At 60.3% G+C, this 13,517-nt stretch carries 11 protein-coding genes; 4 read left to right on the forward strand and 7 right to left on the reverse strand.

The annotated features are described in order from the left end of the window. Positions 1-18: 18 nt before the first annotated feature. The 7 genes from JQ845_RS18450 to bioB form a co-directional block, all read right to left on the reverse strand. Positions 19-1,797: an acyl-CoA dehydrogenase C-terminal domain-containing protein gene (locus JQ845_RS18450; protein WP_010656670.1), complete on the reverse strand. Its 1,779-nt coding sequence runs from the start codon at positions 1,795-1,797 to the stop codon at positions 19-21. A gap of 268 nt (positions 1,798-2,065) precedes the next feature. Further along, a complete protein-coding gene (locus JQ845_RS18455) occupies positions 2,066-3,871 on the reverse strand; it encodes a phenylacyl-CoA dehydrogenase (protein ID WP_004419459.1) in 1,806 nt (601 codons plus the stop codon). Between the two features lie 284 nt (positions 3,872-4,155). Beyond that, positions 4,156-4,836 (reverse strand): dethiobiotin synthase, encoded by a 681-nt coding sequence (gene bioD, locus JQ845_RS18460; protein WP_127196508.1) that lies wholly within the window; start codon positions 4,834-4,836, stop codon positions 4,156-4,158. After that, entirely contained in the window at positions 4,833-5,645 is an 813-nt protein-coding gene (bioC, locus tag JQ845_RS18465) for a malonyl-ACP O-methyltransferase BioC (RefSeq protein ID WP_004419463.1), read from the reverse strand. The genes bioD and bioC overlap by 4 nt, the downstream gene beginning before the upstream one ends. Continuing rightward, positions 5,638-6,369, reverse strand: coding sequence for an alpha/beta fold hydrolase (locus JQ845_RS18470; RefSeq protein WP_203009336.1), 732 nt, complete (start codon positions 6,367-6,369; stop codon positions 5,638-5,640). Before JQ845_RS18470 ends, bioC begins: the two co-directional genes overlap by 8 nt. Continuing rightward, positions 6,362-7,534: an 8-amino-7-oxononanoate synthase gene (gene bioF / locus JQ845_RS18475; protein WP_203009337.1), complete on the reverse strand. Its 1,173-nt coding sequence runs from the start codon at positions 7,532-7,534 to the stop codon at positions 6,362-6,364. The genes JQ845_RS18470 and bioF overlap by 8 nt, the downstream gene beginning before the upstream one ends. 124 nt (positions 7,535-7,658) lie before the next feature. After that, entirely contained in the window at positions 7,659-8,714 is a 1,056-nt protein-coding gene (bioB, locus tag JQ845_RS18480; RefSeq protein ID WP_004419470.1) for a biotin synthase BioB, read from the reverse strand. Between the two features lie 89 nt (positions 8,715-8,803). Between bioB and JQ845_RS18485 the strand changes: the two genes are divergently transcribed. From JQ845_RS18485 to JQ845_RS18500, 4 genes are all read left to right on the forward strand, one after another. Beyond that, positions 8,804-9,544 (forward strand): ComF family protein, encoded by a 741-nt coding sequence (locus JQ845_RS18485; RefSeq protein WP_203009338.1) that lies wholly within the window; start codon positions 8,804-8,806, stop codon positions 9,542-9,544. Between the two features lie 58 nt (positions 9,545-9,602). Continuing rightward, the gene (locus tag JQ845_RS18490; protein WP_203009339.1) at positions 9,603-10,367 is read left to right on the forward strand and encodes a TOBE domain-containing protein; all 765 of its coding nucleotides are present in this window, start codon (positions 9,603-9,605) and stop codon (positions 10,365-10,367) included. A gap of 83 nt (positions 10,368-10,450) precedes the next feature. After that, on the forward strand, positions 10,451-12,352 hold the full coding sequence (locus JQ845_RS18495) for a PhoX family protein (protein ID WP_203009340.1): 1,902 nt from the start codon (positions 10,451-10,453) through the stop codon (positions 12,350-12,352). 134 nt (positions 12,353-12,486) lie between these two features. Continuing rightward, a complete protein-coding gene (locus tag JQ845_RS18500) occupies positions 12,487-13,461 on the forward strand; it encodes a serine/threonine protein kinase (RefSeq protein WP_004419476.1) in 975 nt (324 codons plus the stop codon). Positions 13,462-13,517: the final 56 nt, after the last annotated feature.

The raw sequence follows: 13,517 nt of genomic DNA on the forward strand, positions 1-13,517 counted from the left end.
CATGACTCTGAAATGATTTCAGAAGTGCGCTTCATCCAGCAGGTAAAGCGACTCGCTACCAGCCTTGACCGAGGCGCTCAGCGAGTGAATACGTGGCAGCAAACGCGCGAAGTAGAAGCGTGCAGTGCCCAGTTTGCTGACATAAAAGGCTTCTTCGGACTCTTTGCCCAAAGCAGCCTTGGCCATCAATGCCCACATGTAGGCATAGGTCGTGTAACCAAAAACCTGCAGGTACTCGACCGATGCCGCGCCGATTTCATCGGGATTATTTTGCGAGCGGTCCAGAACCCAGGCCGTCAGTTGGTCAAGGGTGTCCAGAGCGGCCGCCAGGGGCTGGGTAAACTCGCTCAGGTCGCTGGATTGCGCTGCGATGAACTGGCGGATTTCATCGGCAAACATCCGGTAGTAAGCCCCGCGGTTGCCAACCACCTTGCGACCCATCAAGTCCAGCGCCTGAATGCCGTTAGTGCCTTCGTAGATCTGGGTAATACGCACATCGCGCACCAGTTGCTCCTGACCCCACTCACGAATATAGCCATGGCCGCCAAACACTTGCTGGCCATGCACGGTGGTTTCCAGCCCCAGATCGGTCAAAAAGGCCTTGGCCACAGGGGTCAGTAACGCCACCAGGGCATCGGCCCGTTCACGCGCCGCCGGGTCTTCGCTGAACTTGGCAATATCCAGCTGATTGGCGACATAGGTGGAAAATGCACGTCCGCCTTCGTTGCAGGCTTTCATGGTCAGGAGCATGCGGCGTACGTCAGCATGAACGATGATCGGGTCAGCCACTTTGTCCTTGGCCTGAGCGCCGGTTGCAGCACGCCCTTGCAGGCGGTCGCGGGCGTATTCAACCGCGTTCTGATACGAGCGTTCGCCCGAGGCCAGGCCCTGAATACCGACGCCCAGACGCTCGTAGTTCATCATGGTGAACATCGCGGCCAATCCACGGTTGGGCTCGCCCACCAGATAACCCACGGCTTCGTCGAAGTTCATGACGCAAGTAGCTGAAGCCTGAATTCCCATTTTGTGTTCGATGGAACCACAGGTAACCGGGTTGCGCTCACCCAGGCTGCCATCGGCATGCACCATGAACTTGGGCACCAGAAACAGCGAAATGCCTTTGGGCCCCGCCGGAGCATCCGGCAGTTTGGCCAGGACCAGATGGATAATGTTTTCGGTGAGGTCGTGCTCGCCACCGGTGATGAAAATCTTGGTGCCACTGACTTTGTAAGAACCATCAGCCTGAGGCTCGGCCCTGGTGCGAATAATCCCCAGATCGGTACCGGCATGTGGCTCGGTGAGGCACATGGAGCCCGCCCACACCCCCGAATACATATTGGGCAGGTAAGTGGCTTTCAACTCTTCACTGGCGTGAGCGTTGATCGATACACAGGCCCCGGCCGTCAGCATGGGATACAGGCCGAAAGCCAGGCTGGAGGAGTTGATCATTTCTTCAACCTGGGCCGATACCGACTTGGGCATGCCCATTCCGCCGAACTCGGGGGCGCCACCCACGCCGACCCAACCGCCTTCAGCGTAGGTCCTGTAGGCATCGACGAAACCGGCTGGCGTCGTGACTACGGTGTCTTTCCAGTGGCAGCCTTCTTCGTCGCCGCTGCGGCTCAACGGCGCGATGCTTTTGGCAGTTACTTTGCCCGCCTCCTCAAGAATGGCTTCAACAGTTTCAACATCGACGGTTTCTGCTAATGCAGGCAATTGCGCCCAAAGAGAGGCGACCTCGAAAACCTCATTGAGGACGAAGCGCATATCGCGCAGGGGCGCTTTGTAATCAGCCATGGCAAACCTCGTAATCTGTAAACGTTGGAGCCCGTAGGGCAATTGAAACTGGCACTCAGTCTAGCTTAACGACGATAGTGATACATAGGGTCAAGCTGTGACCAGACGTAATATTTAAGTCACACCCTGCAGGAGCGAGCTTGCTCGCGAGGCGTTTTTATAAAAAGCTCGCGAGCAAGCTCGCTCCTACAAGGGGGATGTGGATGGCGCACAATAAAAAAGCCGCGTCCCCTGGGGAGAAGCGGCTTTTTCAGATGACTCGCCGGGCTTAGTAGCCCAGGTCGAAGTCTTCTTCTTTCATGTCCATCAGGTTGCCTGCGCCCGAAAGCATGGTGGCAACGTGGGTACGGGTACGCGGCAAGATGCGCTGGAAGTAGAAACGTGCCGTTTGCAACTTGGCTTTATAGAACGCTTCTTCGGACGTGCCCGCTGCCAGCTTTTCAGCCGCCAGACGCGCCATGTCAGCCCAGAAATACGCCAGGCAGGCATAACCGGAATACATCAGGTAGTCGACCGAGGCCGCACCCACTTCTTCGCGGTCTTTCATGGCTGCCATACCGACCTTCATGGTCAGCTCGCCCCATTCCTTGTTCAGTGCAGCCAAAGGTGTCACGAACTCCTGAACGGCTTCGTTACCTTCATTGGACTGGCAGAACTTGTGCACGATCTTGGTGAAGCCTTTGAGCGCTTCGCCTTGAGTCATCAGCACTTTACGGCCCAGCAGATCGAGTGCCTGGATACCGGTGGTGCCTTCGTACAGCATCGAAATGCGGCTGTCGCGAACGTTCTGCTCCATGCCCCACTCAGCGATAAAGCCGTGGCCGCCATAGATTTGTACGCCATGGTTGGCGGATTCAAAGCCGACTTCAGTCATGAACGCTTTAGCGATTGGAGTCATGAACGCCAACAACGCATCGGCTTTCTTTTTCTCGTCTTCATCAACGCCGTATTTCACGATGTCGACTTGCTTGGCGGTGAAGTAAACCATCGCGCGGTTGCCTTCGGCGAATGCCTTCATGGTCAACAGCATGCGACGTACATCCGGATGAACGATGATCGGGTCAGCAGCCTTTTCAGGTGCCTTGGGCCCGGTCAACGAACGCATTTGCAGGCGGTCGCGAGCGTACTTCAGGCCGCCCTGGAAACCGATCTCGGCGTGGGACAGACCCTGCAGGGCAGTGCCCAGACGGGCCGTGTTCATAAAGGTGAACATGCAGTTCAGGCCTTTGTTCGGCGGGCCGATCAGGAAACCTGTTGCACCGTCGAAGTTCATCACGCAGGTGGCGTTACCGTGGATCCCCATTTTGTGCTCAAGGGAGCCACAGGAAACCGCGTTGCGCTCACCGAGGCTGCCATCGGCGTTAGCGTTGAACTTGGGCACGATAAACAGCGAAATACCTTTGGTACCCGCCGGTGCATCCGGCAGGCGCGCCAGAACGATATGGACGATGTTGTCGGCCATGTCGTGTTCGCCGGCCGAGATGAAAATCTTGGTCCCGGAGATTTTGTAGGAACCATCAGCCTGAGGTTCAGCCTTGGTCCGCAGCAGACCCAGGTCGGTACCGCAATGGGACTCGGTCAGGCACATGGTGCCGGTCCACTCGCCGGTAACCAGCTTGCTCAGGTAGGTATTCTGCTGCTCGGGAGTACCGTGCTCAGAGATGGTGTTCATCGCACCATGGGACAGGCCCGGGTACATGCCCCACGACCAGTTGGCCGCACCCACCATTTCGCTGACTGCCAGACCCAGAGACTCCGGCAGGCCCTGGCCGCCGTGTTCTACGTCGTGAGCCAGGCTAGGCCAGCCGCCTTCAACGAATTGTTTGTAGGCTTCTTTAAAGCCGGTAGGGGTTTTAACCCCGGATTCACTCCAGGTGCAGCCTTCGATGTCACCCACGCGGTTCAGCGGTGCCAGCACTTGCTCACAAAACTTGGCGCCTTCTTCAAGAATGGCGTCAACCATATCTGGAGTAGCGTCCTGGCAAGCCGGCAGGCTCTGATAATGCGCTTCGTAACCGAGCAGTTCGTCACGAACGAAGCGAATATCACGCAAGGGGGCCTTGTAGTCAGGCATAGCGATAAACCTCTGCTGATGAATCCGGGGATGAACAACCGCGTGAATTTGTTATAGCGGTCAAACAGTTGTTTGAAACATACGTTTACGCCCATTTATTGTCAAGCAGCGCTATGCCGCCGTTCGTCTTGGGCATGATCGATACCCTTATATATCGGGCCCGGCAGCAAATGGTGGGAGCCGGCTTGCCGGCCATCGCTTCAGCGTATTGACACAGACGCACCCGTCCCCAGGATCGCTGGCAAGCCAGCGCCTGAAGGGAGCAGTCACATGGGGAACAGAGCTTAGTCCAGCAAATCCAGCTGCAGATGCTCGGCCACAGCCTGCGCCGAGGCGCTCTTGAGCTTTGGCACACGGCCCAGGCAGGGAGCCGGGAGACGCTCGGCCAGGGTGGCGAGGTTTTCTTCAAGGCGGGAGGTCTTCGGACCAATGATGTTGGCCACCCAACCGGCCAGTTGCAGGCCATCCCGGGCAATCGCCTCGGCCGTCAACAAGGCGTGGCTGATGCAACCCAGGCGTACGCCCACCACCAGAATCACCGGCAGATCCAGTGCCTGGGCCAGATCCGACAAACTGTCTTGCCCGGACAGCGGCACGCGCCAGCCTCCGGCGCCTTCAATCAGAGTGAAATCCGCCTGCCGGGCCAAAATCTGGCGCATGGGCGACAACAACGATTTCACCGTCAGCACCACCCCGACTTCGCGCGCAGCAATGTGCGGAGCGATAGCCGGTTCGAATGCCACGGGGTTGACCTCGTCATAGCTGAGCTTGATTGAACACTCTGCCATCAGTGCCAGCGCGTCGGCGTTACGCAAACCTTCAGGGGTGTTGTCACAGCCCGAAGCCACCGGCTTGCCCGCCGCCGTGCTCAATCCGGCCTCGCGTGCGGCATACAACAAACCTGCTGCGATCGTGGTTTTGCCAACGTCGGTGTCGGTGCCAGTAATGAAGTACCCAGGGCTCATCGCGCTTTCTCCAGAATCCCGTAGACCACCTGATAGGTTGCCGGTAGTCCCGCAGGTTGACGAAACTGCTCGTAGGCACCCACCAACCCCTGAAGCCGTGCCCTGCCGGTCAGCCCTTCGGGGCGACCGGGGTTGAGATTATGCGCCCCCAGAGCTTTCAGCTCATGGGTCAACTGGCGCACTTGCGGGTAGTGCAGCACATGCGCCTGATTGTGCAGGCCGAGTACAGCCAGGCCGCTACCGGCGCACAGCTGTTGATAGGTCTCGAATTCACGGAAGCGATTGACGTGAACCTGACCATCCACCGCCCGCCAGCTGTCACGCAACTCGCGCAATGTACCCACGCACAAACTGGCAAAGGCAAACACGCCTCCGGGTTTGAGCACCCGCCGGGCTTCGCTGAGCACGGCATTGAAATCGGCACACCATTGCAACGCCAGGCTGGAAAAAATCAAGTCACAACTGCCGGACTGCAGCGGCAGGCTTTCGGCATCCCCTGCAATAAAATGCTGGGCACCGCCCTGGGGCCGGGCGAACGCCAGCATGCCCTGGGCGATATCCAGCGCCAGCCCCTCACTGTGAGCAAAACGCTGCCCCAGCACCCGGCTGAAATAGCCCGTGCCACTGCCCAGATCCAGCCACCGCTCAGGCTTGAGATCTGCCGGTAAGCGGCTGGCCAGTTCATGACCTACTGCACGCTGCAGTTCAGCCACGCTGTCGTAGCTGGCTGCCGCCCGGGAAAACGAAACGGCCACCTGACGCTTGTCCGGCAAGGGATTGGCGTGGGTTGCAACACTCAAATCAGTCATCGCCCGACTCATGTAAAAAACCCTGGATCGCCGCCGCCAATTCGTGGGGGGCTTCCAGCAGGAATGCATGACAGGCCTGTTCAATCAGACCCACTTCGACATCTGGTAACAGCGCCAGCACATCGCTTGCGGCCTGTACCGGCACCAAGCCGTCAAGCCCGGCGAACAAATGCAATTGCGGACCGTTGAACGCCTGCAAGGCACTGCGTGTATCGAGCTTGCCCAGTAATTCCAGGCCTGCGAGCAGGATGTCCGGCTGCGCTTTGGGCGCGCCGCCCAACAGCTGGCTGGCCAATGCACGAGGCTCGACCGAGCCCTGGCTGCATAACAGACAAAAGCGTTTCAGGGTGGTGTTGGGTGCTTCGCGAAAACCGCCAAGAAAGAGCTCGAAGGTAGCTGCCGGCATGCCACTGGGCCAGTCGTCACGGCTGACAAAGCTGGGGTCGCTGGCCAGGGTCACCAGCCCGCAACAACGCTCACCCCGACGGGCGGCCAGCTCCGTGGCAAGCATGCCGCCCAGCGACCAGCCGCCCAGCCAGACGTTGTCGGGCAGTGTTGCATCCAGCTCATCGAGCCAGTCTTGCAACGTGGTCGACGCCAGCACCGGCAGCGGTTCGATTTCAACCCGAAAGTGCTCGTCCAGGCCTCGCAACGCCGCGGCTAGGGGCTCCAGCGGTGAAACCCCAAGGCCCCAGCCCGGCAGCAAAATCAAACGGTCACGCATGGTCGGGCTCCAGCTTGCGCCAACAGTCAGCGAGTGCATTTAACAATAGCTGCACCTGCGCCTCTGTGTGAGCGGCCGACAACGTCACGCGCAATCGCGCACTGCCTGCCGGCACCGTTGGCGGACGAATCGCGGTCACCATCAATCCGCGTGTGCGCAGCATCTGTGACAGACGAATCGCCCGGCCACTGTCGCCAATCATGATCGGCTGGATCGGAGTAAAGCTGTCCATCAGTTGCAGGCCAATCTGCTCGGCACCACGGCGGAACTGACTAATCAATTGCTTGAGGTGTTCACGGCGCCAGTGTTCGGTGCACAACAGCTCGAGGCTTTTCAGCGTGGCACAGGCCAGCGCCGGTGGCTGGCTGGTGGTGTAGATGTAAGGCCGGGCGAACTGGATCAGACTTTCGATCAACTCTTCGCTGCCGGCCACAAACGCACCGCTGGTGCCAAATGCCTTGCCCAGGGTGCCGCCCAGCACCGGAACATCGTCCGCGCTCAGGCCGAAGTGCTCGACAATCCCTCCGCCATTGGCGCCTAACGGGCCGAAACCATGGGCATCATCGACCATCAGCCATGCGCCTTTGGCCCTGGCCTGGCGGGCCAGGGCAGGCAGGTCAGCCAGATCACCGTCCATGCTGAACACGCCATCAGTCACCACCAGCGTATTACCGCAAGCCTTCTCCAGCCGCGCGGCCAGACTGAGCGCATCGTTATGCAGATAACGATTAAAACGCGCGCCGCTCAACAAACCGGCATCCAGCAGCGAAGCGTGATTGAGACGGTCTTCCAGCACCGTATCGCCCTGCCCCACCAATGCCGTGACCGTGCCCAGATTGGCCATATAGCCATTACTGAACAACAGCGCCCGCGGGCGACCGGTGAACTCGGCCAGCGCCTCCTCCAGTTCGTGATGCGGTGTGCTGTGGCCGATCACCAGATGGGATGCCCCGCCGCCCACGCCCCAGCGCGATGCCCCGGCCTGCCAGGCTTCGATGACCTGGGGATGATTGGCCAGACCGAGATAGTCGTTATTGCAAAAAGCCAGTAACGGCTGGCCGTCGACCACTACCTGTGGCCCTTGCGGGCTCTCAAGCAACGGGCGCTGGCGATACAAGTGGTCGGCCCGACGCGCGGCCAGGCGGGCGCTTAGATCAAAAGACATGCTGGCCTCGAAAACAGATGGCGCACAACCTGCAGGAGCGAGCTGCCCCCTGTAGGAGCGAGCTTGCTCGCGAGCTTTTAAGCAACCTGAAACAGCTCGCTCCTACAGAGGGTGGGGCTCGGGTTTAAACCGCAGCGTTATAAAACTGTTCGCTGGATTTCTGATCCATCAGCGCGTGCTCAATGGCTGCCTGATGCACTTCGTCAGCGTGGTCCTCACCGGCCTCGGGCAAGATGCCCAGGCGGCTGAACAGCTGCATGTCCTTATCGGCCTGGGGGTTGGCCGTGGTCAGCAATTTATCGCCATAGAAAATCGAGTTGGCCCCGGCAAAGAACGCGAGTGCCTGCATCTGCTCGTTCATCGCTTCACGCCCCGCCGATAGCCGTACATGGCTCTGCGGCATCATGATCCGCGCCACCGCCAGCATGCGGATGAAATCAAACGGGTCGATATCTTCCGCGTTTTCCATCGGCGTTCCGGCCACTTTCACCAGCATGTTGATCGGCACCGACTCCGGATGCCCGGGCAAGTTGGCCAGCTGGATCAGCAGATTGGCCCGGTCATCCAGCGACTCGCCCATGCCCAGGATCCCGCCGGAGCAGATTTTCATCCCGCTATCACGCACGTAACTCAGGGTTTGCAGGCGCTCGCTGTAAGTGCGGGTGGTGATGATGCTGGTGTAGAACTCAGGCGAGGTGTCGAGGTTGTGGTTGTAGTAATCGAGCCCGGCGTGGGCCAGCGCGCTGGTTTGCTCCTGGTCGAGCTTGCCCAGGGTCATGCAGGTTTCCAGCCCCAGCGCCTTGACCCCTTTGACCATTTCCAGCACGTAGGGCATGTCCTTGGCCGAAGGATGTTTCCAGGCTGCACCCATGCAAAAACGGGTGGCGCCGATCGACTTGGCCCGTGCCGCTTCTTCCAGCACTGCCTGGACCTGCATCAACTTCTCTTTGGCCAGGCCGGTGTTGTAATGGCCTGACTGCGGACAATATTTGCAATCTTCCGGGCAGGCCCCGGTCTTGATCGAAAGCAGCGTCGAAACCTGCACCCGATTGGCGTCGAAATGTGCGCGGTGAACGGTCTGTGCCTGGAATAACAGATCATTGAATGGCTGAACAAACAATGCGCGAACTTCGGCTAAGGACCAATCATGTCGCAAGTTGGCAAGGGTGCTGGCGCTCATCGGCGTTTCTCTTGATTTATGCTTTGACTTAAACCTGAAGCAAGGGCTTCAGACACGGCACGGATGCCCGGCATGTTTAAGGATGCAAGATGAACTGTCAACCACATTGGATTAGACTGGTTGACATCTGGCTATTTAATAACCAAACCTGTTTATTATGCGATGAAGCGCTCAAGGGCGTTTTACCGATCTGCCGTGCCTGTAAGCCTGAGCTGCCCTGGCTGGGTGATTGCTGCCTGCGCTGCGCCTTGCCACTCCCGGCGGCCCGGTTGACCTGCGGTGACTGCCTCAAGCAATCGCCTGCGTTCGAGCAGGTGCATGCGGCCTGGGCGTACGGCTTTCCGGTCGACAGCCTGATCGTGGGTTTCAAACACAACAGTAAATGGCCCTATGGCCGGCTGTTGGCCGAACTTCTCGGCCAATGCCTGCTTGATAGCTTCAACTGCGGCCAAGAGCGACCCGACTTCTTGCTGCCGGTACCGCTGTCCGTTCAGCGCCTGCGCCAACGTGGCTATAACCAGGCAGCCATGCTCAGTCACTGGCTCAGTGCCCGGCTGAACATCCCCTGCCGAGAACACTGGTTACTGCGCACCCAGGACACCCCCACGCAACAGGCGCTGGACGCCAAAGCCCGCAAGCGCAATCTGTTGCAAGCCTTCGGCCTGAGCCCGGGAGCGCAGGTCCAGGGCCTGCACCTGACGCTGATTGATGACGTACTGACCACCGGCGCCACCGCTGAAAGCCTGGCGCGCCTGCTGCTCAAAGCCGGGGCGCGGCGGGTCGACGTGTATTGCCTGGCCCGCACCCCGAAACCTGACGGAGCGCCTTGACGGGCCCGGGTTGAACAGGCACTTTCCGGGCTTCCAGCCGCCTTGCGAATCCACCGTCATGCACCTGCCCTCCTTGCTTGCACAACACATGGTCCGCCGCCCGCAGCGTATTGCGCTGTTACAGCACATTGCCGAACAGGGCTCGATCACTGCGGCGGCCAAAAGTGCGGGCATCAGCTACAAGGCAGCATGGGATGCCATTGATGAACTGAACAACCTGGCGCAAACCGCACTGGTTCAGCGCAGCGTTGGCGGCAAAGGCGGGGGCGGGGCGCGGCTGTCCGTTGCCGGAGAGCGGGTACTGCGTCTTTACCAGCGCTTGCAGGTGCTACAGAGCCAGGTGCTGGATGCCGCCGAAGACACCGAAGACCTCGACCTGCTGGGGCGCCTGATGCTCAGAACCAGCGCCCGCAACCAGTTGCACGGCAACGTGACTGCCATATCCAGCCATGGCCATAACGACATGATTGAGCTCGCCCTGGCGGGCGGTCTGAGCCTGCACGCGCAAATCACCCGCGACAGTACCCTGCGCCTGGAACTGCAGATCGGCAGCCCGGTGGTCGCCCTGATCAAGGCCGGCTGGCTGCAACTGGTGGCTGCCAAACAGGCGCCAGCCCTGGGGCACAATCATCTGCAGGGGCGCATTGAGCAAATTCTCCACGCCGACGATGGCCCCAGCGAAGTGCGCATCAGCCTGTCCGGCGGCCAGGTTTTGTGCGCCCTGAGCGAGCCGCAACACCTTGAAATACTTGGCGCAAAGACGGGGGATGCAACCCAGGTGCAGTTCTCGCCGTCGCTGGTGTTGTTGGGCACCCCGCTGTAACGGCCACCACGGCCGCTTGCAACACGGCTGTCATACCCGCGGCTTATGGTGGCTGGCAAAATCGTCTGCGAGCCGAGCCTGACATGACCCTGTTAAAAGAAGACCAACCCACCGACCTTGAGCAGATCATCGGCCTCAGTCGACGTGGCTTTATCGGCGCCGGCGCCTTGTGCGGTGCTGCCATGTTTTTGGGCGGCGGCCTGCTGAGCCGCAGCGCCCTGGCTACCGGCATCAGCGCCGCCTCCAGCCCGTTGCTGGGTTTTGACAGTATCAAGGCGGCCACCACTGACAGTATCAGCCTGCCACCCGGCTATCGCTCCAGCGTACTGATCAGCTGGGGTCAGCCACTGCACGCCGCAGGCCCGGCGTTCGACCCCGGCGGTAACGGCTCGGCCAGGGACCAGGAAGTGCAATTCGGCGACAACAATGACGGCATGAGCCTGTTCGCCTTCGCCGATGATCCGAACCGTGCCCTGATGGCCATCAACAACGAATACACCAACTACCGCTATCTGTACCCCCACGGCGGCATGCCCGCCTCCCTTGAACAAGTGCATAAAGCCCAGGCCAGTGAAGGCGTATCGGTCATTGAAATCCGCCGCACCGGCAACGGATGGGCGTTTGCCCAGGGCTCACCGTTCAACCGGCGCATACATGGCAATACACCAATTCGCCTGGGTGGCCCGGCGGCCGGTCATGCCTTGCTGCGCACCCGGGCCGACAACACCGGCACCCTGGCCCTGGGCACCTTCCAGAACTGCGCCAATGGCAAAACCCCATGGGGCACCTACCTGACCTGTGAAGAGAACTTCACCGACTGTTTCGGCAGTTCTGACCCCAGGCAAGCCTTCGACACCGCGCAAAAACGCTATGGCGCCGTGGCCGCCAGCAAAGAAATCAACTGGCACCCCCATGACCCGCGATTCGATCTGGCGGTCAACCCCAACGAACTCAATCGCCACGGCTGGGTGGTGGAAATTGACCCGTTCGACCCGCACTCGATGCCCGTCAAACGCACAGCGCTGGGCCGCTTCAAGCACGAAAACGCCGCCCTGGCCGAAACCGCCGATGGCCGGGCGGTGGTCTATATGGGCGATGACGAACGCGGCGAATTTATCTACAAATTCATCAGCCGCGACCGGATCAACCATAAAGACCCCAAGGCCAATCGCGACCTGCTGGACCACGGCACCCTTTACGTTGCCCGCTTTGACGACGGCGACAAAAACCCCGACCTGCCCAGGGGGCAGGGTCAGTGGGTTGAATTGAGCCATGGCAAAAACGGCATCGATTCCGCCGGCGGCTTCGCCAACCAGGGCGAAGTACTGATTCACGCACGCCTGGCAGGCAGCGCGGTGAATGCCACGCGCATGGACCGCCCGGAATGGATAGTGGTCAGCCCCAAGGACGGGCAGGTCTATTGCACCCTGACCAACAACGCCAAGCGCGGCGAAGACGGGCAACCGGTCGGCGGGCCCAACCCCCGGGAGAAGAATGTCTACGGACAGATCCTGCGCTGGAAAGCCCGCAACGACGATCACGGCACCGACACCTTCGACTGGGACCTGTTTGTAGTCGCCGGCAACCCGCTGGTGCATGCCGGACAAGCCAAGGGTGGTTCTTCCAACATCACCCCGCAAAACATGTTCAACAGCCCCGACGGTCTGGGCTTCGACGACGCCGGACGCCTGTGGATCCAGACCGATGGCGATTCCGGCAATAGCGGGGACTTCGCCGGCATGGGCAATAACCAGATGCTCTGTGCCGACCCGGCAAGCGGTGAAATCCGCCGTTTCATGGTCGGGCCGATCGGTTGCGAAGTGACCGGCATCAGCTTCTCGCCAGACCAGAAAACCCTGTTCGTCGGCATCCAGCATCCCGGTGAAAACGGTGGATCGACCTTCCCCGAGCACTTGCCCAACGGCAAGCCACGCTCTTCGGTCATGGCCATCAGTCGCGAAGATGGCGGCATCATCGGCGCCTGATGACCGCAGGCCCATCTGTGGGAGCCGGCGTTGTGCCTCAATCGCCGGCAGCCACAGGTTTAGTGCCAGATCGTTCCCGGTCTGCGCTAACATGCATGGCCGGACGCGGCAGCCTGCTGCGCGCAGGAGTCAGCATGTCTCATCCGTTTGCAACACTTACCCCTGATCTGGTGCTCGACGCCGTCGAAAGCATCGGTTTCCTGAGCGATGCCCGCGTGCTCGCGCTCAACAGCTACGAAAATCGCGTGTACCAGGTCGGCATCGAAGACTCGGAACCGCTGATCGCCAAATTCTACCGACCGCAACGCTGGACCAACGAAGCCATCCTCGAAGAACACCGCTTCACCTTCGAGCTCGCCGACCTTGACGTCCCGGTGGTCGCACCGATGATTCACAACGGCCAGAGCTTGTTTGAACACGCAGGCTTTCGCTTCACCCTGTTTCCGCGCCGGGGCGGCCGTGCGCCGGAGCCCGGCAATCTCGACCAGCTGTACCGTCTGGGGCAACTGCTGGGGCGCCTGCATGCCGTGGGGGCAACCAAGCCGTTTGAACACCGCGAAGCGCTGGGGGTGAAGAACTTTGGTCACGACTCCCTCACCACCCTGCTCGAAGGCAATTTCATCCCGCGCAGCCTGCTGCCGGCCTACGAGTCCGTGGCCCGTGACCTGCTAAAGCGTGTCGAAGACGTGTACGCCGCCACCCCGCACACCAACATCCGCATGCACGGTGATTGCCACCCCGGCAACATGATGTGCCGTGATGAAGTGTTCCATATCGTCGACCTCGACGACTGCCGCATGGGGCCTGCGGTGCAGGATCTGTGGATGATGCTTGCAGGTGATCGTCAGGAATGCCTGGGCCAGTTGTCAGAATTGATGGACGGCTACAGCGAGTTCCATGACTTCAACCCGCGGGAACTGGCGTTGATCGAACCGCTGCGGGCCTTGCGCCTGATGCATTACAGCGCCTGGCTGGCGCGCCGCTGGGACGACCCGGCGTTCCCCCACAGCTTCCCGTGGTTTGGCACCGAGCGCTACTGGGGCGACCAGGTGCTGGCTTTGCGCGAGCAACTGTCAGCGCTCAATGAAGAACCGCTGAAGCTGTTCTGACCCCCTCCGTTTTCTGTAGGTGCGAGCTTGTTCGCGGGTTTTTAACTACCCGGTAA

This window comes from Pseudomonas paraversuta (genome assembly GCF_904063065.1).
GTDB lineage: Bacteria > Pseudomonadota > Gammaproteobacteria > Pseudomonadales > Pseudomonadaceae > Aquipseudomonas > Aquipseudomonas paraversuta.

What these genes read in the sequence shown, in the direction of transcription:
- JQ845_RS18450 (WP_010656670.1), bottom strand. Translation starts at nt 1,797, where the DNA reads ATGGCTGATTACAAAGCGCCCCTGCGCGATATGCGCTTCGTCCTCAAT.
- JQ845_RS18455 (WP_004419459.1), bottom strand. Translation starts at nt 3,871, where the DNA reads ATGCCTGACTACAAGGCCCCCTTGCGTGATATTCGCTTCGTTCGTGAC.
- bioD (WP_127196508.1), bottom strand. Translation starts at nt 4,836, where the DNA reads ATGAGCCCTGGGTACTTCATTACTGGCACCGACACCGACGTTGGCAAA.
- bioC (WP_004419463.1), bottom strand. Translation starts at nt 5,645, where the DNA reads ATGACTGATTTGAGTGTTGCAACCCACGCCAATCCCTTGCCGGACAAG.
- JQ845_RS18470 (WP_203009336.1), bottom strand. Translation starts at nt 6,369, where the DNA reads ATGCGTGACCGTTTGATTTTGCTGCCGGGCTGGGGCCTTGGGGTTTCA.
- bioF (WP_203009337.1), bottom strand. Translation starts at nt 7,534, where the DNA reads ATGTCTTTTGATCTAAGCGCCCGCCTGGCCGCGCGTCGGGCCGACCAC.
- bioB (WP_004419470.1), bottom strand. Translation starts at nt 8,714, where the DNA reads ATGAGCGCCAGCACCCTTGCCAACTTGCGACATGATTGGTCCTTAGCC.
- JQ845_RS18485 (WP_203009338.1), top strand. Translation starts at nt 8,804, where the DNA reads ATGAACTGTCAACCACATTGGATTAGACTGGTTGACATCTGGCTATTT.
- JQ845_RS18490 (WP_203009339.1), top strand. Translation starts at nt 9,603, where the DNA reads ATGCACCTGCCCTCCTTGCTTGCACAACACATGGTCCGCCGCCCGCAG.
- JQ845_RS18495 (WP_203009340.1), top strand. Translation starts at nt 10,451, where the DNA reads ATGACCCTGTTAAAAGAAGACCAACCCACCGACCTTGAGCAGATCATC.
- JQ845_RS18500 (WP_004419476.1), top strand. Translation starts at nt 12,487, where the DNA reads ATGTCTCATCCGTTTGCAACACTTACCCCTGATCTGGTGCTCGACGCC.